Source organism: Vreelandella aquamarina, assembly GCF_900110265.1.
Classification (GTDB): Bacteria; Pseudomonadota; Gammaproteobacteria; order Pseudomonadales; family Halomonadaceae; genus Vreelandella; species Vreelandella aquamarina.
In genome coordinates this window covers 1-22,151 of record NZ_FODB01000006.1, presented here as the reverse complement: position 1 = coordinate 22,151, position 22,151 = coordinate 1, and the positions used below count along the sequence as shown (strand labels likewise).

The window sequence follows — 22,151 nt, the reverse complement described above, 5'->3', positions numbered from 1 at the left end:
GCAGCAAATTGGAAGGCTTCACCATGATCTCCGCGCCTGCCCTTCGCAGTGATGGGCAGGCTTGGACTGGAATCCTATTGTCCTGTCAGGTAGGACTATCGGACACCTGTGCGCCGAATTGCGGGACGATATGTTTGCCAAGTTCCTCGATAACCTCTGCTGCGGGGCGTTTACCATACTTGAGGTTCAGGATGACGTGATCTACACCGATTTCCTGAAGTGTATCCAGCAAGGCCAGAAGATGGTTACGTCCCAGTCGGAATCCTAGATGGATAGGCGAGGGCGGCGTGGATGGGTGTTCGTCCAGGTCGATATACAGCGATTGCAAGAACGGCTTGTAGATAGTGCCACACTGTTTAGCCGTTTCCTGTCGCCAATCTTCCACGACCAGTCGCTGCATTTGTGGCGGACGTGGATAGTTGATCCATCCATGGCTTTCACGCGCGATCCAATCGAGCGGCTGGCGGCTGTGTCCGGTTACGAATAGCGGTATTTCCCGAGTCGTAGGTTTGGGAACGAGATCGGCCCCCAGTAACTCGCCGTGACTCCAGCGAATGGGCTCGAAGTGTGTTCGATGGGCTTGGCGTATCACATTGAGGTTTTCTTGAAAGGTCTCGCCACGCTTTTCTGGATCAACGCTGAATGCGGGAAACTCCACGGGACGATCGCCAGAGGCTACTCCCAGGAGCAAACGACCTCCGCTCAACTGATCAATGCTCGCTGCGGCCTTTGCCGTGTGCAAGGGATTACGCAAGGTAAGGGCGATGGAGGCGGTGCCTAGTGCGATTTTTGTTGTATGGGCTGCGATGTAGCCCAGATACACCCAAGGGTCGAAAACCTGGCCGACATCGCCGAAGCTTGGGTCCCTGAGCGGCACATCGCGAAACCAGAGCGCCGAAAAACCCAGTGCCTCTGCACGTTTGGCCAGCGCGACCTGATCTAGCATGCGCGGTGTGTCACCCTGGAAAGCCTCCAGGGGAAAGAACAGCCCAAGGCTTAGATGACCCTGTCTGAAGGTCTGTTTGAATCCCCTATGCTCTTGGTAGGGAATCGTACTCGGTTGGTACATGCTTAACTTCCTCGGTCAGCAAACGCTGTGCCACGCCCTGAGTTATGGGGCGTGGCTCTGAGCGCTTAGGCTTTGTAAGTCGGGTAGTCGGTGTAGCCCTTATCGGTACCGCCGTACATGCTGCTTGGATCAAGTGGGTTAAGCGGCCAGTTGTTGGCGATACGCGCGGGCAGGTCGGGGTTCGCAATGAAGGGGCGACCAAAAGCGATCAGGTCGGCCCAGCCAGCTTTTATCACGCGATTTGCTCGTTCAGCAGTGTACTTGCCGGCACAGATAATCTTGCCGCTGAAAGTCTTACGAACAGCTTCCCGGAACGTCTCAGGCAGCTCGGGTGCGTTGTCCCAATCAGCTTCGGCGAGCGACAGGTAGGCAATGCCCACTTCCTCGAGGATCTTCACTGCCTCGATGTAGGTTTGGTGAGGATCTTCTTCGACCAGGCCAAGGTAGACGCGGTCTTCGTCTGTGGTCGCGAACAGCGGAGCGAAGCGAACGCCAACGCGCTCCTTGCCGACCACACCAGCAACGGCGAGTGTGATTTCGCGCAGGAAACGAAGACGATTCTGCAGCGAACCGCCATATTCATCATCACGCTGGTTGGTATGGGCCGAAATGAACTGGTTTACCAGGTACCCGTTCGCGCAGTGAAGCTCCACCCCGTCAAAACCTGCTTCCAGAGCATTTCGGGCTGCCTGGGCGTAGAGCTCAACCAGTTCCTTTACCTCCTCGGTGGACAGGGCTCGTGGGGTCGATGGGTCGGCCAGTGTACCCGTGCCGGGGCCAGTTTCGATGAACACCTTGACGTTGTCCGCGCGGATGGCTGATGGCGCGACGGGCGCTTCGCCACCGGGTTGCAGCGATGTGTGCGACACGCGGCCCACATGCCAAAGTTGAGCAAAGATCACCCCTCCTTCGGCGTGAACAGCGTCGGTGACCTTACGCCAGCCTTGTATCTGTTCCGGGCTATGAATGCCGGGTGTCCAGGCATAACCCTGTCCTCGGGGTTCAATCTGTGTGCCCTCGGTCACCATGAAGCCAGCACCGCTGCGCTGACGGTAATAGGTGGCCATCAGGTCGTTCGCAATATTGCCGGGTTGGGAGCTACGCGAACGCGTCAGTGGCGGCAGAACGATACGGTTCTTGAGGGTGTATGGGCCCAGCTGAGTGGTTTTAAAAAGTTCTGAGTGTGTCATTTCATTTACCTGCATATCTAAAATATTCGATTCCATAAGTCGAAAAACATGGATCAACGAGGTCTGAAGAGCCTAGCGGTGCTTCGTTGAGGCTGACGTCGATGTTCTTCTTCTGCCTGTAGGCTTCCAGCATTGACTTGTGAGTTTCCCGTCCTAGGCCAGATTTTTTATCGCCACCAAAGGGGGCATGGGCAGAGATCTCATGGTAGGTATCGCTGGAATCTTTCATGGGGGTACCTCCTGAGGTTTCTCGCACGGGTTATTAGTTAATATTATTTGCAATATATAAATATGTCAATATGTCGCTATCATTTTCCGGCACGTATGCATATTTCCACGCCCTTGCAGCTCACTTCTGGATCAGCTGGGAACGCGCCGTGCTTCGCGCCAGGGTTGTCTATGAGTCTCTGGCTATTTCCCCAGGCCCTGGGGAAATAGCTTGGGGTTTGAGAAAGCCTGCTTAAGGTGGTCGTACACCAATCGCACCCGCTTCGATACAGGACCCTGCTGCGGGCGGTATATGAACAGATCCCATGGTGCTGGAGCGAGATCAGCCAAAACGGCAACCAGCTTTCCTGACCGCAGATGAGGCTCAGCCAGATAGGCAGGAATTTGGCCAAAACACATGCCTGCCAGGGTGGCTTCCAATTCCGTATCTGGATCATCACAGATAAGCGCTGGCTGCCTGGGCGTGAACGTTTGCCCGTCGGCAAATAGCCAAGGCCAAGGGCGGCCATTTTTCCGGTCGATCAGGACTGAAAGTGGCAGCTTAGCTAAGGCATCCAAAGATTCAGGTGGTGTCTTTTGGCCTAGGAGAGACGGGGACGCGACAACGTAAAACTGCACGGGAGCTAAGGCACGTGCAATGTAGCGCCGGTCGCGAATAACCCCCACCCTGATACCAATATCGATATGCGCCTCAACAGCATCAGTCATCTGATCTTCCAAGCGGAGATCGAATTGCAGGTCAGGATGTGCAGCGGCCAGGGGCTGAAGAAACGGTATTAGGAAGCGCCTGCCAATAGCATGTGGAGCCGTAATCCCCACCCTACCTGACAGCTCAGGCTCCGTCCTGTGCGACCGGAATAGCGTATCGAAATGATCCAGAGCTGACCTGGCATCTTTGGCGTAATTCTGACCGAAAGCAGTGATGCTCACCTGGCGGGTATTGCGGTGGAACAGTGATTCGCCAAGCTCAGTTTCCAGGGCTTGAATGGCTCGAGTCACCCCTTGTGGGGAGATGCCTAATCGAGTTGCCGCTTCGCGGAAGCTACCTGCCTCTGCTGCTGTGCAAAAAATCCTAACCATCTCCATGCGGTTAAGCATGTTGCCCCTCCCATTTATTCCATTTTCAGGAATAGCATAATCCAATCATTTCCATTTATTGAGATCAATTATGGGTCTAAAGTTTGCGCACTGCCAGGTTAACCAACCATGGCGAAGTATAAAACCACCGATGAGGTTCTCAGCATGAGCAATAACATTTCTGGAAAAGTTGTCGTTATCACCGGTGCCAGTAGCGGCCTGGGTGAGGCTACTGCACGCCACCTTGCTGCGCTTGGCGCTCGCGTAGTGCTGGCTGCACGCCGCAAAGATAAACTCGACGCATTGGTGGCTGAGCTGACCAATGCAGGTGGTCAGGCAATCGCGTATCAGACCGATGTCACCTCTCAGGAAGAGGTCAAAACACTCATTCAAGGTGCCGTGGACACCTACGGTCGCATTGATGTACTGATCAACAATGCCGGACTGATGGCGATTGCACCGCTCAGCGATACTCGCACTGACGAGTGGGATCGCATGATCGATATCAACATCAAGGGTCTGCTGTACGGAGTCGCGGCTGCATTGCCAGTCTTCCAGAAACAAAACAGTGGTCACTTCATCAACATCGCATCGGTTGCAGGCCTGAAGGTGTTCAGCCCAGGTGGCACCGTGTACAGCGGCACCAAGTTTGCTGTGCGGGCTATCTCCGAAGGACTGCGTCACGAAGTCGGTGGCAGCATCCGCACCACGACTATCGAACCGGGCGCCGTGGACTCCGAACTGAAATTCGGCAGCACCCACCAACAGAGCCGCGATTTCGTGGTGGACTTCTACAAGCATGCAATTCCCGCCGAATCGGTCGCTCGAGCTATCGCCTTCGCAATTGAGCAGCCTGCTGACGTGGATATTAACGAGATCGTTCTGCGCCCAACCGTGCAGGAGTTCTAATGAGTTGAGGGCCTGTCTCTTCGGCGTCAGGCCCCGCTTATCTGGAGTGAAAAGCGGTGAGCAACGTAACTGATTCGCTGTAAATGAGGGCGTTATGAAAGAGCCGTCCAATATCAATACGACGACCGTACAACCCACCCCGACCGCCACCGTGTACGGCATGCCGGCTTATTCCGATCGTGCTGCAGCCGAACCGCTTCGTTCCTTGCACGGGAGTTAGCGCGGGCCGAGTAGCTTAGTTCGCCAAATGTTGCCAGCTTCGCGGGGCATTGATCGTCGCCACACGGTTTTTAAGTGCATGATTTCTCTACCGAGAAATCATGCTTTAGTAAGCATACTCGGCAAGCACGTCACCTAAGCAAAAGAAATTGCGTATTCCGTTCCGTAACCTGACAGGATCCGTTCTACCTCACTACGCAACGTCGCGAAGCTTTCATAGGCGGTCAGCGGCAGCCAGGCATACTTGACCTGGCGCCAGAGGATTTCGATCAGGTTCAACTCGGGCGAGTAAGTCGACAGGTAGACCACGTGGACCCGCTGGCCCAGCCACTCCAGGCGCTTGCGTTGGAAGGACTCCGAACGATGTATGCTGGCATTGTCCAACACCACGATCACGAAGGTATCCGGCGCTTTCTGGGCAATGAAGTGGTCGAAGGCAGCGATGACCGTCTCCGTCGTCACCGACTCGGTGGTGGACTGATAGACCAGTTTGCCTTGCCGATTCAGGAAGCCCAGTACGTTGAGCCGGCGACTGCGCGAGTAGGCGGTCATCTCCAGTGGTTTCCCGACAGGACTCCACGCATAGGGCAAGGCAGATGACTGGGAAAACCCAGATTCATCAAAATAGTAAAGCTCTGCGATACCCTGATCTTCCCAGGCCTGAAGCGCTGACATCAGGCCTTGCGTGTTGCTGGGGGAAACAAGTCGCCCATTATGCGCAAAAACTTATGTGCTGTCACTTACCTAAATAAGGGCAATCGAAGTGGCTAATCATGCGGGACCCGACATGTAACTATTGAAAAGTCATGTTTTTGCTCTAACGATAAAACCCTGAGAGGTAAAAAAGAGTAAACAATAGGGAAGTCATTGAAGGCGTCTGGTGTCGGTCACAGAGCTTGGCTAGAGTGATTTACGAAACGGTGTTCGTTAATTTGCTCAATCACCTTGATCAGGAGGATCACCATGCCCCATGAAACTGAAGAGGTATTGCAAAAGCGCCGCTCGCGCCGCCAGGTGCTGGCCAGCCTTGGGCTGGGTGCCGCAGCGCTCTACGTTGCTCCCACGTTCCTGTCGATGGGGCAGGCGGAAGCGCGCGGCCGTCGCTCACGGCACAGCCGTTCACGTCCCAGCTACTCACGTCCCAGCTACTCACGTCCTCGGCATAAGCATCATGCCCGTCGTCGTGATGAGCGATACTACCGCCCTCATGATCGTCGCCGGGCTGGCTATTCGCGTCCGCATCGATCCCGCTGGGAGCGCGATGGTGTCATCGAAATTCGCTTGAGCCGCGTACTGCCAAGGTGGTAACGGCCGATGACAACCCACACCACTCACGATATCAGCCTGCCCAGTCTGGGCCCCTGCCTGCGCCTGGTAGAGGCGGAGGAGCTGTTGCCCGTGTTGCAGCAGGCCATGCCAGGCTGGCCCATCGAACGCTGCCCGGTGTTGCCGGAAGCCCCGGACATCTGCGTTTGGCAGCACCCCGACGGCTACTGGCAGGAAGCGCCCGCGCTGCCCCAGGGTGCCTTGTTGGACACCGATGTTGGCACTGCCTGTAGCGTCGTCGCCGATTTGGCCGGGGCGTTCCTGCATCGCCACCCTGAGCTGGTGGGCTTGCACTGTGGCTCGGTGGAGCTCAACGGGCAGCTGGTGATTTTTCCTGATGCCCACCGTGCTGGAAAAAGCACCTTGACCTCGGCATTTGCTGCCGCAGGCTGCCGTGTATTCGGGGATGATGTGCTGGCGCTCAATCCTGAAGGTGAAGGCATCGCGCTTGGCGTGGCACCGCGTTTGCGGTTACCGGTCCCGGAGGCCTTGTCGGTAGATTTTCAGCACTTCGTGGCCTGCCATCTTGGTCCTTTCGACGACCGTTACGGTTATCTGAACTTGTCGAGTTCCCAACTGGCAGCCCATGGCGACCGCTCCCCGCTGGGGGCCGTGCTGCTGATCGACCGAGACCCCACGTTGACGGCCCCCCAACTGACACGCCTGCAGCCCGGCGATGGCCTATGGCAGTTGTTGCAACAGAACTTTGCCGAGCACGAGTCGGATCAGGCGCTGATGGATCGCTTCCTGCCGCTACTGCAGCGGCTACCGTGCTTTCTGCTGCGATACTCGGATGCTTATGAGGCAGCCCTGTGGCTGGCACAGCGCTGGGAGGGTCAGCCGTTCTCAGCAGATCGGCAGCAGGGGCAATCGGTGGCAAGTGCTGAACGGGCGGAGGTGCCTGCGCTGCCCTTGGATGACGCCCGCTACTGGCACACCAGCCCGGCAGCCTTCGAGTGGTCGCTGGGCGATGAGCTGTTCGTGATTGGTCAGAACGGGGGTGATATTCATCGAATGAACGCGACCAGCCGCGCAGTATGGGCTCTATTGCAGCATGAGCCGATGAACCTGCAGGAATTGAGTGAGACGCTCGTGGCGTTCTTCGAAGGGGCGTCGCTGCCGCAGGTAACGCGTGACGTGGCACAGTTGCTGGCCAATCTGGCTAAGGCGGGCTTGCTGCACAGTGTTGAAGCAGAGGTTGACAGGGTGACTGAGTGACCGGCTAACGCCAATGGTCGCGCCAGGCCTTCAATACCCGCTCGGGGTACCAGGTTTGCCCAAGGCTGCCGTTGTAGCGAGCCAGAGCGCGGGTGAAGTCACCCCGCTCGACGGCAAGATAGTGGGCCAGAATGGTGCTGCCGTAGCGCAGATTGCGGTTGGGTTCGGTCAGGTCGTCCATGGGCAGGCCCAGCTCGGTGACTCAGAAGGGCATGATCTGGCCCCCACTGCGAGCCCCAGGATCAGGGCTCGCACCAGGCCGTACCGCATGAGGGGGCGATCAGCCCTGCGCCAGGCCCGCTTTTTCACGCAGGAACTCGACGATCGTGTCGGCGGGCACCATGGTGGCGTCGCTGTCGCGGCGGCCCTTGTACTCCAGCTCGCCGTTGTCCAGGCCACGGTCGCCGATCACCAGGCGGTGCGGCACGCCCATCAGTTCCAGGTCGGCGAACTTGACGCCGGGACGAGTGTCGCGGTCATCCAGCAGCACGTCCAGACCTGCCGCCGTGAGTGCCTGGTAGAGGCGCTCAGACTCTTCACGCACCCGCTGAGACTTGTGGGCGTTCATGGGCACCAGCGCCACCTGGAAAGGCGCGATGGCGTTGGGCCAGATGATGCCTGCATCGTCGTGGTTCTGCTCGATGGCAGCGGCAACCACACGGGTCACGCCAATGCCGTAGCAGCCCATGAACGGGTGGCTGGTCTTGCCGTTGTCGCCCAGTACGCTGGCATTCATGGCCTGGGAGTACTTCTGGCCCAGCTGGAACACATGACCCACTTCGATACCGCGTTTGATCAGCAGGGTGCCTTGACCATCCGGCGAGGGGTCGCCCTCTACCACGCTGCGCAGGTCGGCGACCTGGGGCAGGGGGGCGTCGCGCTCCCAGTTGATGCCGAAGTAGTGCTTGCCATCGACGTTGGCACCCGCGCCGAAGTCGCTCATTAAGGCAACGCTGCGGTCAATGATAATCGGCATTTCTAAACCGACCGGACCCAACGAGCCAGGGCCTGCACCCACGGCGGCACGAATTTCTTCTTCGCTGGCCATGGTCAGCGGGGCTTTTACCTGAGGCAGGTTTTCCGCTTTGACTTCGTTGAGTTCGTGGTCGCCGCGAACCAGCAGTGCAATGAGACCACCTTCCGCCGCGTGAACCATCAGCGTTTTGACGGTTTTCTCAATGGGCAGCTTGAACTGCTCTACCAGCGTGGCGATGGTTTTGGCATCCGGTGTATCAACCAAACGCATCTCTTCGCTAGGGGCGGCGCGCTCGACGTTGCTGCCCAGCGGTGCGGGCAGCGCTTCGGCTTTTTCGATGTTAGCAGCGTAATCAGATGCGTTGGAGAACACGATATCGTCTTCGCCGGAGTCGGCCAGCACGTGGAATTCGTGAGAGCCCGTGCCGCCAATAGAGCCGTTGTCAGCAATCACTGGGCGGAAGTCGAGGCCCAGGCGTGTGAAAATACGCGAATAGGCGTCGTACATGCCTTGGTAAGTCTCTTTGAGCGAGGCTTCGTCCAGGTGGAAGGAGTAGGCATCTTTCATGATGAACTCACGCGAGCGCATCACGCCAAAGCGCGGGCGAATCTCATCACGGAATTTGGTTTGAATCTGGTAGAAGTTCACCGGCAGCTGCTTGTAGCTGGCGATCTCTTTGCGCACCAGGTCAGTGATGACTTCTTCATGAGTGGGGCCTACGCAGTAATCGCGCTCGTGGCGATCTTTCAAACGCAGCAATTCCGGGCCGTACTGCTCCCAGCGGCCAGACTCCTGCCATAGATCGGCGGGCTGAACGGCAGGCATCAATACTTCTTGTGCGCCGGCCCGGTTCATCTCTTCACGCACGATGGCTTCCACTTTGCGCAGAGTGCGTAGCCCCAGGGGCAGCCAAGTGTACAGGCCCGAGGTGAGACGGCGGATCATCCCGGCGCGCAGCATTAACTGGTGGCTGATGACTTCAGCATCGGCCGGGGTTTCTTTTAATGTCGCAATCAATAATTGGCTGGCGCGCATGGGCGTGAGCATTCCTTGGTTGGTAGCGGTGATGCTGGATCGTTGTGTCGAACGTAGCGCTTAATTTAGCGTTGAATCCGGCATTGTACGGCTAAGCGGGTAAGGCGGCAAAATCCTACGTCAGCAGCCAAACGTGTGCTGTTCTTGAAGTATGCTAGAATCAAGCGGCATTTGATTCGATAGTCGCTGATTTGAACACAACAAACACGACAGCATCGGCTATCGGTACGTTAAGATTTCGAGGGAACCTCCATGCAGCAAGCAGTTCGCCGTTGGTTAACGGGGGCCGTTGTAGGTGTCTCCATTGTGGCATTGAGCGGTTGCGGTACCATGTTTTACCCTGAGCGTAAGGGGCAGTTGAGCGGTGATGTAGACCCGGTGGTGGCGATTGCCAATGGTGTGGGTCTGCTGTTTTTCATCGTTCCAGGGGTGATTGCCTACGCCGTGGATTTCTCTAATGGCACTATCTATCTTCCCAGCGCGAGTAGCGCATCGGTAGATATTCACCACTTAGACGACGCTATGGATGTAGCCTCATTAGAGAAGCTACTGTCAGATAAGGCCGGCCAACCGGTTAGCTTAGAAAACGAGCTGCTGGTGATTGAAGAGATGGACAGCCTGGATGAAGCGCTGGCCATGGTGCGGATGTCCGGCGTGCTGGATGAAGAGCGGCTGGCCACGATGTAGAGGGCTGGCATCTTTATCTGAACGGACGTCTTAAACGCCCCTGGCAGGTTAACCGGCCAGGGGCGTTTATGTATTGCCGCACCGCTTTTTAGGATGCTGCTTTCGCTGTGGTGATTTTCAATACCGCTAAGCCAGCCACCAAGCCCCAAAAGGCTCCTCCTATTCCAAGCAGCGTAATGCCCGAACCGGTCAGCAAAAACGTCACGATGGCCGCATCGCGCTGTTCGCTTTTTTCAAATGCGCCTGCTAAACCGCCGCTTAGCGTACCCAACAGCGCAATACCTGCCCCCGCAATGATCGTCGACAAACTAATATCGCGCCAAAGACTGGGCGCAGCGGAGTCGTGGCAGGTGGATGGCGCTTCCATGGGTGGCCTCTCCCAAGCTGTGATGGCAAAATGTGCGTTATAGCGCACGCCTTTCACGTTACCACTGTGCGTTATAACGCACAATAGGGGCGGCAGACTGTGTCACATATCCAAAGCGGTAGTCAGGAGAAGCCCATGGCCAGTGAGCCACACACCATTGCGCAACATATTGCGGGGACGGTGCGGCAACTGCGCAAAGAGCGTGGCTGGAGCCTGGATCGTGCTGCTGGTGAAACCGGGGTGAGCAAAGCCATGCTCGGCCAGATCGAACGGGGCGAGTCCAGTCCGACGGTCTCGACGCTCTGGAAGATTGCCAGCGGCTTTCGGGTGTCGTTTTCGACGCTGTTCGATAGCGACAAGCCCGCATTAGGGGAACTGCACCGGGATGGCTGGGAGTCGGTATGGGGCGACGACAGCGTCGGTATGCAGGCGCGGCTGCTGTTTCCTTACGACCCGCTGCTGGGCTTCGAGATGTTCATGATCGAGCTCGCACCGGGGGCGCTCAGTGAATCGTCGGCGCACGCTAGCGGGGTGGTGGAGCACATCGTGGTGGTGGAAGGAGAGATGGAGCTACGCATTGACGAGCGCTGGCAAACGCTTCGGGCAGGCGAGGGGCTGCGCTTTTTTGCTGACCGGCCCCACGCTATGCGCAATAACACCGCGACGCGATTACGCTTTCACGACGTGATTCACTACTTGCCCGGCGCGGCCTCTGGCACTTGAGCGCGTAGCCAGTTGAGCTCGTCGGCCCAGATCTCGGGTTCGATGGTCTCTAAAATCATCGGAATGCCGTGGATGCGCTCGTCTTGCATAATGGTGCTAAAGGCATCTAGCCCAATATTGCCCTTACCCAGGCTGTGGTGGCGGTCAACGCGGCTGGCAAAGGCGCTTTTGGCATCGTTCAAGTGCATGCCGCGCAAGTACTCAAAACCTACGACCTTGCCAAGCTCATCCAGGGTGGCCTGTGTCGCGTCGCGGGTGCGGAGATCGTACCCGGCAGCGAAAGCGTGGCAGGTATCGATACACACGCCCACCCGGGATTTATCCTCCACCTGATCGATAATCTCGGCCAAGTGCTCAAAACGCCAGCCGAGGTTGGTGCCTTGGCCCGCGGTGTTTTCGATGACCGCGGTCACGCCCTGGGTGGCATCCAGAGCCAGGTTGATGGATTCGGCAATGCGCGACAGGCAGTCGGCTTCGCTGATCTTGTTCAAATGGCTGCCGGGGTGAAAGTTGAGCAGCGTCAACCCTAGCTGCTCGCAGCGCTGCATCTCATCCAAAAACGCCGCGCGGGACTTGGCCAGCCCTTCAGCTTCTGGGTGACCCAGGTTAATCAGATAGCTGTCGTGGGGCAGAATCTGTTCAGGGCCAAAGCCGTGGGTTTTGCAGGCCTGCTTGAAGGCCGCAATGGCCTCGTCCGTTAGCGGTTTCCCCTTCCACTGACGCTGGTTTTTGGTGAACAGCGCAAACGCCGTTGCACCGATATCAACAGCACGAAGGACGGCCTGATCCGCGCCGCCCGCCGCGCTAACGTGCGCACCAAGATAGTTCATCGTTCTCCTTATTACGTTGTCCCAGTGACGTTGCCCTAGTGATGTGGCCCCAGTCTCATTGCCTGAATGTAAACAGGTTAAACAGGTTAAGCGGGCTGGCCTGCGCGCTGGCGGTTGTCTAGGTAGCGTTTAAAGGCAGCAGGTTCATCGGTAATGGCGCTGGCAATGCCCCAGGCCCAGCGGCTATCAAACGCGCTGGGATCGTTGGCGGTGTAGCAAAGAATTTGGTAACCGTCGCGGCACATGGCGGCGGCCTGGGTCTGTTTGAGCCGCGGCCAATGAGGGTGAATACTAAACGCCTCGACCGCTTCGCACTGTTCGCGCCAGTTTTTGGGCACACTGCCAAACAGCGCCCCTAACGCCAGGGCCTCTTTAGGGGCATGTTGGCGGCAGTGGGCTAAGGCGACGGGGTCGAAGGACGAGATCACTAGCCGCTCAGGGGGGAGGGCGGCTAGAACAGCAGGCAAGACCACGTCCACCAAACGGATGGGGTCACGCCCTTTGTTGACCTTGATTTCTAAGTTAACGCCCATCTCCAGCTCGTTGAGTAGGGCGAGCATAGCCTCAAGGCTGGCCATTTTTTCCCCCGCAAAGCGATCACCAAACCAACTGCCCACATCTAACTGCTGAGCCTGCTGCCATGTCAGGTTGGCGAGCTCACCACGGCCATCTGAGCAGCGGCGAACGTCGCCATCGTGCCAGATGACCGGTGTATCATCCTTCAGCAGCTGTACATCCAATTCCACCCAGGTTGCGCCTGCTTGGTGGGCGGCGCGTACGGCTGCCAGGGTGTTTTCGGGCGCGGCAGCGGAGTAGCCGCGGTGGGCGATGAGCGTGGGGACAGAAATTGCGGGATGGGTCATAGCCACTCCGTGTCGTGGTCGCCAATTGAGCGTCATGAAGCACAATGTTGCCAAGTTTAGCATGGGTGCATGACGACGACGTGTCGGCCTAGTGAGCTAATAGCTTGATTAATGACGCCCAACGCGGTTGGATAGCGCGCAGGGTATGTCCAATAATTAACAACAGGAGTGTCATTGATGTCTAAGCGTATCCAGCTTGCTAACACCGGTGGGTCAGAGGTATTGGAGTGGGTCGATGTCGAACCTGCCGCCCCCGCTGCCGGTGAAGTGCGCATCGCTAACAAAGCGGTGGGGCTGAACTTTATCGATATCTACTTCCGTACGGGACTTTACCCTGCGCCCGCCATGCCAACAGGGCTAGGCACCGAAGGCGCGGGCATTGTGGATGCGGTCGGTGAGGGCGTCACGCATCTCAAAGTGGGTGACCGGGTGGCTTACGCCCAAGGCCCGCTGGGCGCATACGCCGAACTGCACACGCTGCCTGCGTCCAAAGTCGTCAAGCTCCCGGATTTTATCGATTTTGAAACCGCTGCCGCTAGCCTGCTGAAAGGCTTAACGGTGCAGTATCTGCTGCGTCAAACCTATGAGCTTAAAGGCGGTGAGACCATTCTGTTCCACGCGGCGGCCGGGGGCGTTGGCTCTATTGCCTGCCAGTGGGCTAAAGCGCTGGGCGTGAAGCTGATTGGTACGGTGAGCTCTCAGGAAAAAGCTGACCTAGCCATGGCCAACGGTGCATGGGCGACCATCAACTACACCGAAGAGAACGTGGTAGAGCGGGTGCGCGAGCTGACCAACGGCGAGATGTGTGACGTAGTGTATGACTCGGTGGGTAAAGACACCTGGGAAATGTCGCTGGACTGCTTGAAGCCTCGTTCGCTGATGGTGAGTTTCGGCAACTCTTCTGGCCCTGTGGATGGCGTGAATATCGGTATTTTGAACCAAAAAGGCGCGCTGTTTGTGACTCGCCCAAGCCTGAACGGCTACGCCGACACCCGTGAGCGCCTAGAGATGATGTGCGACGAGTTTTTCGCCATGATTGAGAGCGGCAAAATCAAAATCGACGTGGCCAACCGCTACCCGCTGCAAGACGCCGGTAAGGCTCAGGATGCACTACAGAGCCGTAAAACCACCGGTTCTACTATTTTATTGCCGTGATAATGGTACTAGAGATGATCGGAATCATCCCGTAGCGGGGGTCTTTCGCCATGGATGGCGAAAGTAGCGTCCATGGAAGGATTCACAGCGCCCCCGCCTAGGGTTGTTCCGGTCTGATGACATTACTAAGCGACTGTTTAGGCAATCTCTATATACGCTCCCAACTGACGCATTCGGCTCTCAAAGCGGGTCACGTTATCGACCAGCTGGTCGGGGCCGAATGCCACGCACTCCGCCAAAATCGCTTCGCTGAGTGTAATTGCCGCTAATATCGACGGGAAAAAGTGCGGCGTAGCGTTGGCAACGGTAAACGTTACGCTGGCCCCCGGCACCAGCGGCGAGCGCAGCGTGTCGGTAATTACAATTGCCTGCATGCCGTTGGCGCGAGTAATCTCCAGCGCCTTCACCGTCTCGGCGCAGTAGGGTTCAAAGCCAAACGCCACTACCACATCCTGCTCGTTGAACGGGGCCAACTCGGTGAGCAAGCCTCCCTCCTGTCCGCGAATGAGCGTCACTTCCGGCATCGCAATGCGCCCCACGTAGGCAAAGTGGTACGCGCAGGCGAAGGTGTCGCGAAACCCGACCACGGCGACTCGCCGCGCGGCCAAGATTCGCTCGGCGGCCTCTTTGACGCGCTTTTGGTTATCCGCCGTAAACAGCCTGCCAATATTATCGAAGGCAGCGTCGCCTACCTCCGCAAACAGCGCCGCTTCTGGGTTTCTGTGCTGCTGATTCAACTGGCTGGCGCGGCCGGATAGCTCCACCGGCGCTGCCTGTACCGCCGATTGAAACACCTCCCGAAACGGCTCGTAGCTCTCGAACCCAAGCCGCTTGGCTAGCCTGACCAGGGTGGAGGGAGTGACGGATGCTGCCTGAGCCGTTTTGCGGATCGACTGAAACGCCATCTCTGTAGGATGTTCCAGCACGTAGCTGGCGGCGCGCTTGAGCTGTGGGCTAAGCGCTGCATAGCTCTCGGCTAGCTGCTGGTGAATGCTGTCCAGGCTGGTGGCGTGAGTGGCGTTGTCTGGCATGGCACCCTCTCTATGAAAATAAAACATTTGTGCCAATGATAGATGTTTTTGCTACAGATGTATTGACGTTGTCCCGGCGACTACTCTATCGTTCAAAAAATACATACGTTTCTTTTTATTCAAAATAAAGAAACAAACGTTTCGTTAAGTTTTGACGACTGATCCGATGAGGTTAAAAAAAGCACCATGCCTGCTGACGCTACTGCGCTGCCCAATTATGAAACGCTGCTGGTCACTCTGGATGCCCGAGTATTGACCGTGCGACTGAATCGCCCACAGCGCCTCAACGCCGTTGTTGAGGCGCTCTACCAAGAGCTGCTGGATGTGCTGCGAATAGCACAGCAGTCGCCTCAGGTTAGGGCGGTGGTGCTGACCGGTGAGGGGCGCGCGTTTTGTGTCGGTGCCGATATGAAGGCCCACGGCAGCGCTAAGCGCACGCTGTTTCAGCGCCGGGCGTATTTGCAGCTGGGCAACGACGTATGCGAAGCCATCACCAAACTCAGTAAGCCGGTGGTAGCAGCCGTGAACGGCTATGCGCTGGGGGCAGGCGCGGAGATGGCGGTCTCCTGCGATTTTATCGTGATGGCTGACGAGGCGCAGATTGGTTTTCCAGAAACCAGTATTGGCACTTGCGTGGGCGGCGGTGTTTCAAAATTGCTGCCTCAACTGGTAGGGCTCACCCAAGCCCGGCGCTTGCTCTATCTGGGCGACAAACTTCATGGGCCAGAAGCCGCCAGGATCGGCTTGGCGCTGGCCAGCTACCCCCAAGCGCAGCTGATGGCCGAAGCGCAAACACTCGCCGAGCGGCTTGCCAAGCAGGCGCCGGTCTCCATGGCGATGCTCAAGCCGCTGGTCAATCGCAGCGCCCATACCAGCATGGAGAGCCAGCTGCAGCAGGAGCTGGATGCGGTGTTTACCTGCTCCACCACCGAGGACTGGCAAGAGGGGGTCGATGCCTTTGCCGAGCGGCGAGCGCCAAATTTTTTGGGCCAATGATCTCGGCCCTCTTGAATTAGCTTGGTATCACTCCGTCATGCACTTCTTTGTCAAACAGGTCACGCAATGAATACTCTCGAAGGCCATCTCCCAGTCCGCAGCCCGCTGCATGATATCTTAGCGCCCTCTGGCATTGCCGTAGTAGGCGCTTCTGCAGACCCCACCAAACGGGGCTACAAAGCCATGGTTGGACTGATTAATGGCGGCTACCAGGGACATATTTACCCCATCAATCCCAAAGCCGATCACATTTTAGGCGTGCAGGCGTGGCCTTCACTCACCGAGATGCCGGGCCGCCCTGAGCTTGCGCTGCTATGCACGCCTGCCGCCAGCGTGCCTGCGCTGATTGCCGAGTGTGGCCGCCGGGGGGTGAAAGGGGCGGTCATTCTGGCCAGCGGGTTTGGCGAAACCGGCGAAGAGGGGGCAGCGCTGGAGGCACAGATGATGGAGATCGCCCGTGCCCACGGAGTGCGTATCATCGGCCCAAACACTTCTGGCATGTTTAACCTGCACCACCAAATTAACTTGCTGGCGCTGGATAACGTCAAGCCGGGTGATATCGGCATTGTGTCGCAGTCCGGCAATATGCTGCTCTCTCTTGCGCTGGAAGCCCAGCATAACGGGCAAGTGGGGTTCAGCACCTACGTTGGCCCGGGCAACCAGAGTGATATCGGCTTTAACGATTACCTGCGCTACCTAGGGGAAGACGAGCATACCCGTGTGGCGACGCTCTACGTGGAAGGCTTCCGTGATGGGCAGCAGTTTCTGAAAGTGGCCCGTGACGTGACCGCCATGAAGCCGGTGGTGGTGTATAAATCCGGTGCCACCGAGCAGGGCCAAAAGGCTGCCAGCTCCCATACCGGTGCGTTGGCCGGTAGTTATCAAATGACTGTAGACCTGCTGCGCCAGGCAGGCGTTAGCGTGGTGCAGTACTCCGATGAAATCCTGCCCGTGGCGGAAGGCTTGGGGCGGCTGCAAAAAGCCCCCGGTAAGCGCGTCGCTGTGATTTCTGACGGCGGCGGCCAAGCCACCATTGCCGCCGACCGGTTATCTGAAGCGGGCCTGACGCTGGCCGAGCTTTCTGACGCTACCCGCTCTGCACTGCGCGAGGTGTTACTGCCTCAGGCATCTACCCTTAACCCGGTGGACGTGGCGGGCTCCTCGGATGCGAACCCCTCGCTGCTGGCAAGCTGCATTGAGCTGGTGATGGCGGATGAAGGCGTCGATAGCGTCTTTCTGGTCGGCATGTTCGGCGGGTATAGCCTGCGCTTTGCGGAGTCGCTGATGGGCGACGAGATGCGTGGCGCGGAGCGCATGGTAGAGCTTGCTCAAGCCTCCGAGAAGCCGCTGGTGATTTACAGCCTCTACGCACCCATCAAACCGCCTGCGTTGCGTCGTTTACACGAAGCCGGTTTGCCGGTGTATTCCTCGATTGAGCATGCGGTGCGCGTGCTTGCTGCCCTAGGTGAGCGAGGAGAGTATCTGGCCATCCAACAGGCGCAGGAGACGATAGCGCCCGCCGCGCCAACGGAAACAGGCAGGGCCATGTTTGCCGCAGCCAGGGCAGAAGGACGCGACTTACTGGAATTTGAAGCGAAATCACTGCTGGCGGAGCACGGCATCGCAGTGCCCGAGGAGTGGTTGGTGCGTCGTGAGGACGAACTCGCCGAGATCGCCCAGTGCACGCAGGGCAAGCCGCTGGCGATGAAGGTGGTCTCGAAAGATATCCTGCATAAATCCGACTCGGGCGGGGTCAAGCTTAACCTGGTGGGTGACGCCGCACTGCGCGATGCCTTTCAGGCCATTCACTCAAACGCCCAGGCTTACGACCCGAACGCCCAGATAGAGGGCGTGCTGGTCACGCCAATGGCGGAGAAGGGCGTTGAGGTGATTATCGGCATGATGCGCGACCCGATTTTCGGCCCGGTGCTGATGTTTGGCTTGGGCGGCATTTTTGTGGAGGTGCTCGAAGACGTGGCCTTCCGCTCGCTGCCGCTGACCCTGCGCGACGCACGCTCCATGGTCGATCAAATTAAAGCGCAGAAAGTGCTGGCAGGGGTGCGGGGGGCTGCAGGGGTCGATAAGGAGGCGTTAGTGTCGCTGCTGATGCAGGTGTCTCAGCTCGTAGAGGCTTACCCAGATATTTGCGAACTAGACTTGAACCCGGTGATTGCCTATCCGAAAGGCCATTCTGCCGTTAACTATGCCATCGTCGATGCACGAATTATTGTGGAGCGCCAATCATGAGCCGAACGCTACCTGAATTAACCGACGCTACCCTAACGCTGGAAAACCGTGTGGCAACGCTCACGCTTAACCGCCACGATGTGCGTAATGCGCTTACCGGCACGGCGCTGGTGGATGATATCGTCGCCACCGCTGTATGGGTGAACCATAGCCAGGACGTCTCGGTGCTGGTGATCACCGGTGCAGGCAGCGCTTTTTGCGCGGGTGGCAATGTAAAAGACATGGCCGAGCGCGGCGGCGATTTTGCGGGGGACGTAGCTGAAGTCGCTGAGCGCTACCGCACGGGCATTCAGCGAATGCCGCTGGCGCTTCATCAAGTTGAAGTACCCATCATCGCCGCCGTCAATGGTGCGGCCATCGGTGCCGGTTTCGATTTGGCCAATATGGCGGATATGCGTATTGCCTCTCGCAAGGCGAGCTTTGGGGAGACGTTTCTCAATCTGGGGATTATTCCCGGTGATGGCGGGGCGTGGTTTATGCAGCGCCAAATTGGTTACCAGCGTGCCTTTGAGCTAACCCTCTCAGGCCGGGTGATCAGCGCTGATGAAGCGCTTGCCTACGGTGTAGTCTTAGAAGTCGTGGAGCCGGAGCAGCTAATGGAGGCCGCTCTGGCCCATGCCAAGCGCATTGCGGCCCAGCCGCCGAAAGCGACACGCCTCACCAAGCGGCTCTTGAAAATGGCCCCGGATATGGAGCTAAAGCCGTTTCTGGATGTGTGCGCCGTGTTCCAAGGCATGTGCCACAACGAGCCAGAACATCTAGAAGCCGTCGAGCGGTTACTGGCACGTATGAAACGCTAACCAGCGCACTATTTTTTCCTATTTTTCAGTGCGTGTACGGCTGTATAGTCATCGCCTAATGTGATGCTGAACACTCCACACTTTCCGTGTCAGGGAAGAGGAGCGACAACATAGGGAGATGGCTCGCAATGACTCTGGAAAGTTTAGGACTGACCCCCAGTACGCTGGTGTTTATCGTGCTGGGGCTCACGCTAGTGGCCTTTATTTGGGGCCGGTTTCGTTATGACTTGGTTGCTTTGGCGGCCCTGCTAGGCTCTGTAATGCTCGGGCTGGTGCCTGCGGATGACGCCTTTGCAGGCTTTGGCCATCCGGCGGTGATTACCGTGGCGGCGGTGCTGGTGTTAAGCCGTGGCTTTGAGCGCTCTGGGGTGGTGGATGTCATCGCCAATCAGGTGCTCAAAGTGGGCGAGCGCCTAATGCTACAACTGCTCGTGCTCGTGGGTACCGTGGTCGTGCTGTCTGGGGTGATGAATAACGTAGGGGCGCTGGCGCTGCTGTTGCCAGTCGCGATACGTCTTGCCCGTGAACACAATACGTCTCCTTCACTGCTGCTAATGCCGCTGGCATTTGGCTCTCTGCTGGGAGGGCTGACCACGCTGATTGGTACGCCGCCCAATATTATTATTTCTGCCTACCGGGGCAATATTACCGGCGAAAACTTCGGCATGTTTAGCTTCTCGCCAGTCGGCGTTGTGGTGGCTCTGGTGGGCTTGGCTTTTATTGTGCTGGTAGGCTGGCGCTTGACCCCCAAACGCAGTGGGCAGGCGGCGGCAGACGATATGTTCGATACCGCCAACTATCTAGTAGAGCTAAATGTTACTGAAGACTCCAAAGCTAATGGGCTCACCCTTCAACAATTGCGCGATGAGCTGGATGAGACCATCCCTGTCTTAGCGGTGGTGCGTGAAGATAATCGCCGGGCGGGCTACCAGTTTCACGGCGTGCTTCGTGAGGGTGACATCCTGCTGCTGGAAGCCGGCCCCGATGAGCTGAAGCTGCTGGAGGACAAAGTGGGTCTTAGCGCCATTGCCGAACCTGAAGAGCCAGAGGACGGGCAGGAGCAGCGCGAGGACGCGGAGAAGAGCGATGAACGTCAGCCGGTCGATACCGAAGGCCTACAGCTCATTGAAGCTGTTGTTCGCAATGATTCGATGATGATTAATCGCAGCGTGCGACAGCTGCGCCTTAACCATCAGTTTGGCTTGCACTTAGTGGCCGTGGCCCGTGATGGTGGCCGCCTGAAGCAGCGCCTGCGCGACATTCGTTTTCAAACCGGCGACGTGCTGCTATTGCAGGGCAGCGAAAACGAAATCGCCGATAGTTTATCGACGCTGGGTTGTTTGCCGCTGGCCAACCGCGAGCTACATTTAGGCCAGCCGCGTAAGCTGGCTATTTCGGTGGGTATTTTCGCGCTAGCGATTGTCGCGATGCTGTTTGATCTTTTGCCCGCGGCTGTTGCGATGAGCACGGCGGCGCTGGTGTCGCTGCTGATTGGCGTGCTGCCCTTGCGGGATGGCTACCAGGCCATTGATGGCCCGGTGATTGTGCTGCTTGCCGCCATGTTGCCGGTGGGTGAAGCGCTGGAGACCAGCGGCGGTGCTGATATCATTGCCGATGCGCTGCTGCGGTTTGGCGTAGAGTGGCCGATTGTCGTTTCCTTGGTAGGGCTATTTCTGCTCTCTATGCTGCTCTCTAACGTAGTCAACAATGCGGCCGCAGCTCTCCTTATGGCACCCATTGCGGCGAGCCTCGCCAACGGCTTCGATGCCTCGCTGGACCCGTTTTTGATGGTGGTAGCCGTCAGCGCCTCCTGTGCGTTTTTAACCCCGATTGGACACCAATCGAATACCCTGGTGCTGGGCCCTGGGGGCTACCGGTTTGGAGATTACTGGAAACTGGGGCTGCCGCTTTCGCTTGTGGTGATGGCCGCAGCCATTCCGGCGATTTTATGGGTGTGGCCGCTCTGACATAGCCCTAGGGTAACGGCAGCACCTGGCCTGTTCGAATGTTCGCGCTATTAGATTCCGAAAATTTTGCTAATCTATTACGCACATAGACCAATAAATATCGAACAGGCCGGGCTTATGAATCAACAGTATCGCCAGGATGCCATCGTCGAACTGGTTCGCCAGCACGGCTATATGAGTATCGAACAGCTCACCGAACACTTCGCGGTCACGCCACAAACCATTCGTCGAGACTTGAACACTCTGGCCAACGAAGGTCGCGTGCGCCGCGTACATGGTGGTGTCGGGGTCGAGTCAAGTACGGTCAATACGGCTTACAGCACCCGCAAAACGTTGCACCTCGAAGAGAAAGAGCGCATTGCCCGCTGCTTGGCACAGCATATACCCCATCATGCCTCTCTGTTCATCAATATCGGGACCAGCAATGAAATGATCGCCCAAGCGCTACTGGAGCACCAAGGCTTGGAGATCATTACCAACAACCTCAATGTGGCGGCGATTCTGCAACACAAAGAGGACTTCACGGTGATCATCGCGGGCGGTCAAGTGCGCTCCCGTGATGGCGGGATCATCGGCGAAGCCACCATCGACTTCATCAATCAGTTCAAAGTGGATTATGGAATCATCGGGATCAGTGGCATCGACGAGGATGGCTCGCTTCTGGAGTTTGACTACCAAGAGGTACGCGTTGCCCAGGCGATCATTGCCAATTCGCGAAGGGTGTATTTAGCCGCAGACTACTCGAAATTCCACCGAAACCCAGTGGTGCGCCAAGGTAACATTTCCCAACTGGATGCGCTGTTTACCGATCGTAAGCCCCCCGAGGCGATTCAACGGCTGCTCACCCAACACGATGTGGCGCTGCACATTGCTTAGCGCCTGTCACGACAGTGCTCAGCCCGCCTTATTCATGAGGGCGCTGGCTGAGTGGATTGTCAGCCCTCGCTGCCAACACCAGCCCACCGGCACCGCGTTGGCAGCATGAGACCCCGCTGTTATATGCAAAAAAGCGCAAATTTTAGTTCTTCTTATAGCCTACAGGAATGAATTGCCCTCATCCGTGCAGCCGTCACCGTCAGCCGAAGTGGGGCTGCTTGGCGCAGGGATCGGTGGTGGTATCGCCGACGAGTCAGCCTAGCGCGGTCAGTTTCGGTAGCCCCTTCAGCAAGGCAGGCCACCATTTGTCAGCCGCATCGCCGAGGTGAACGGTGATGCGCCGGGCGTGCAGCTTCAGCGTG

Annotated in this window: 20 protein-coding genes and 2 pseudogenes; 11 read left to right on the top strand and 11 right to left on the bottom strand. The window is 57.6% G+C overall.

All coding sequences use genetic code 11. The features are described 5' to 3' along the window. Positions 1 to 85: 85 nt before the first annotated feature. From BMY49_RS02715 to BMY49_RS02700, 4 genes are all read right to left on the bottom strand, one after another. On the bottom strand, positions 86 to 1,069 hold the full coding sequence (locus BMY49_RS02715; protein ID WP_089674764.1) for an LLM class oxidoreductase: 984 nt from the start codon (positions 1,067 to 1,069) through the stop codon (positions 86 to 88). 65 nt (positions 1,070 to 1,134) lie between these two features. After that, complete coding sequence (locus BMY49_RS02710) at positions 1,135 to 2,295, bottom strand: alkene reductase (protein ID WP_244154901.1); 1,161 nt, start codon at positions 2,293 to 2,295, stop codon at positions 1,135 to 1,137. Continuing rightward, complete coding sequence (locus tag BMY49_RS17525; RefSeq protein ID WP_089674760.1) at positions 2,261 to 2,488, bottom strand: hypothetical protein; 228 nt, start codon at positions 2,486 to 2,488, stop codon at positions 2,261 to 2,263. The genes BMY49_RS02710 and BMY49_RS17525 overlap by 35 nt, the downstream gene beginning before the upstream one ends. Before the next feature lie 182 nt (positions 2,489 to 2,670). Then, a complete protein-coding gene (locus BMY49_RS02700) occupies positions 2,671 to 3,630 on the bottom strand; it encodes a LysR family transcriptional regulator (RefSeq protein WP_208596163.1) in 960 nt (319 codons plus the stop codon). A gap of 63 nt (positions 3,631 to 3,693) precedes the next feature. Between BMY49_RS02700 and BMY49_RS02695 the strand changes: the two genes are divergently transcribed. Further along, a complete protein-coding gene (locus tag BMY49_RS02695; RefSeq protein WP_244154900.1) occupies positions 3,694 to 4,473 on the top strand; it encodes an SDR family oxidoreductase in 780 nt (259 codons plus the stop codon). Between the two features lie 354 nt (positions 4,474 to 4,827). Here the strand turns inward: BMY49_RS02695 and BMY49_RS02690 are convergent. Then, a pseudogene (locus BMY49_RS02690) lies at positions 4,828 to 5,382 on the bottom strand (IS630 family transposase); the annotation flags it as partial. A 273-nt stretch (positions 5,383 to 5,655) separates the two neighbouring features. Here BMY49_RS02690 and BMY49_RS02685 point away from each other — a divergent pair. Both BMY49_RS02685 and BMY49_RS02680 read left to right on the top strand, forming a co-directional pair. Beyond that, positions 5,656 to 6,000, top strand: a complete 345-nt coding sequence (locus tag BMY49_RS02685; RefSeq protein WP_062374340.1) for a hypothetical protein — start codon at positions 5,656 to 5,658, stop codon at positions 5,998 to 6,000. 6 nt (positions 6,001 to 6,006) lie between these two features. Further along, on the top strand, positions 6,007 to 7,236 hold the full coding sequence (locus tag BMY49_RS02680; RefSeq protein ID WP_062374341.1) for a PqqD family protein: 1,230 nt from the start codon (positions 6,007 to 6,009) through the stop codon (positions 7,234 to 7,236). A gap of 4 nt (positions 7,237 to 7,240) precedes the next feature. On the opposite strand, the pseudogene BMY49_RS02675 reads toward BMY49_RS02680, so the two are convergent. After that, a pseudogene (locus BMY49_RS02675) lies at positions 7,241 to 7,465 on the bottom strand (lytic transglycosylase domain-containing protein); the annotation flags it as partial. Between the two features lie 51 nt (positions 7,466 to 7,516). Continuing rightward, complete coding sequence (locus BMY49_RS02670) at positions 7,517 to 9,247, bottom strand: proline--tRNA ligase (RefSeq protein ID WP_089674757.1); 1,731 nt, start codon at positions 9,245 to 9,247, stop codon at positions 7,517 to 7,519. Positions 9,248 to 9,499: 252 nt separating this feature from the next. On the opposite strand from BMY49_RS02670, the gene BMY49_RS02665 reads away from it, so the two are divergent. Continuing rightward, positions 9,500 to 9,934 (top strand): hypothetical protein, encoded by a 435-nt coding sequence (locus tag BMY49_RS02665; RefSeq protein WP_054641308.1) that lies wholly within the window; start codon positions 9,500 to 9,502, stop codon positions 9,932 to 9,934. Positions 9,935 to 10,022: 88 nt separating this feature from the next. Here BMY49_RS02665 and BMY49_RS02660 read toward each other — a convergent pair whose 3' ends face one another. Then, positions 10,023 to 10,301 (bottom strand): benzoate/H(+) symporter BenE family transporter, encoded by a 279-nt coding sequence (locus BMY49_RS02660; RefSeq protein WP_044628045.1) that lies wholly within the window; start codon positions 10,299 to 10,301, stop codon positions 10,023 to 10,025. A gap of 135 nt (positions 10,302 to 10,436) precedes the next feature. On the opposite strand from BMY49_RS02660, the gene BMY49_RS02655 reads away from it, so the two are divergent. Next, on the top strand, positions 10,437 to 11,024 hold the full coding sequence (locus tag BMY49_RS02655; RefSeq protein WP_074210666.1) for a helix-turn-helix domain-containing protein: 588 nt from the start codon (positions 10,437 to 10,439) through the stop codon (positions 11,022 to 11,024). Here the strand turns inward: BMY49_RS02655 and nfo are convergent. Both nfo and BMY49_RS02645 read right to left on the bottom strand, forming a co-directional pair. Continuing rightward, positions 10,994 to 11,854: a deoxyribonuclease IV gene (gene nfo / locus BMY49_RS02650; protein WP_062374343.1), complete on the bottom strand. Its 861-nt coding sequence runs from the start codon at positions 11,852 to 11,854 to the stop codon at positions 10,994 to 10,996. The genes BMY49_RS02655 and nfo overlap by 31 nt on opposite strands. Before the next feature lie 86 nt (positions 11,855 to 11,940). Then, complete coding sequence (locus BMY49_RS02645) at positions 11,941 to 12,717, bottom strand: glycerophosphodiester phosphodiesterase family protein (protein WP_044628042.1); 777 nt, start codon at positions 12,715 to 12,717, stop codon at positions 11,941 to 11,943. A gap of 177 nt (positions 12,718 to 12,894) precedes the next feature. Here BMY49_RS02645 and BMY49_RS02640 point away from each other — a divergent pair, with 177 nt between their 5' ends. Continuing rightward, complete coding sequence (locus tag BMY49_RS02640; protein ID WP_089674756.1) at positions 12,895 to 13,872, top strand: NADPH:quinone reductase; 978 nt, start codon at positions 12,895 to 12,897, stop codon at positions 13,870 to 13,872. Between the two features lie 137 nt (positions 13,873 to 14,009). Here BMY49_RS02640 and BMY49_RS02635 read toward each other — a convergent pair whose 3' ends face one another. Next, positions 14,010 to 14,903 (bottom strand): MurR/RpiR family transcriptional regulator, encoded by an 894-nt coding sequence (locus BMY49_RS02635; protein WP_089674755.1) that lies wholly within the window; start codon positions 14,901 to 14,903, stop codon positions 14,010 to 14,012. A gap of 186 nt (positions 14,904 to 15,089) precedes the next feature. On the opposite strand from BMY49_RS02635, the gene BMY49_RS02630 reads away from it, so the two are divergent. The 5 genes from BMY49_RS02630 to BMY49_RS02610 all read left to right on the top strand — a co-directional run bounded on the left by BMY49_RS02630 (position 15,090) and on the right by BMY49_RS02610 (position 21,789). Further along, entirely contained in the window at positions 15,090 to 15,899 is an 810-nt protein-coding gene (locus tag BMY49_RS02630; RefSeq protein ID WP_089674754.1) for an enoyl-CoA hydratase/isomerase family protein, read from the top strand. Between the two features lie 66 nt (positions 15,900 to 15,965). Beyond that, positions 15,966 to 18,146: an acetate--CoA ligase family protein gene (locus BMY49_RS02625; protein WP_089674752.1), complete on the top strand. Its 2,181-nt coding sequence runs from the start codon at positions 15,966 to 15,968 to the stop codon at positions 18,144 to 18,146. Then, positions 18,143 to 18,946 (top strand): enoyl-CoA hydratase-related protein, encoded by an 804-nt coding sequence (locus tag BMY49_RS02620; protein WP_089674751.1) that lies wholly within the window; start codon positions 18,143 to 18,145, stop codon positions 18,944 to 18,946. The genes BMY49_RS02625 and BMY49_RS02620 overlap by 4 nt, the downstream gene beginning before the upstream one ends. 128 nt (positions 18,947 to 19,074) lie before the next feature. Further along, positions 19,075 to 20,913: an SLC13 family permease gene (locus tag BMY49_RS02615; RefSeq protein ID WP_062359368.1), complete on the top strand. Its 1,839-nt coding sequence runs from the start codon at positions 19,075 to 19,077 to the stop codon at positions 20,911 to 20,913. Between the two features lie 117 nt (positions 20,914 to 21,030). After that, positions 21,031 to 21,789: a DeoR/GlpR family transcriptional regulator gene (locus BMY49_RS02610; RefSeq protein ID WP_054645152.1), complete on the top strand. Its 759-nt coding sequence runs from the start codon at positions 21,031 to 21,033 to the stop codon at positions 21,787 to 21,789. Positions 21,790 to 22,151 lie beyond the last annotated feature (362 nt).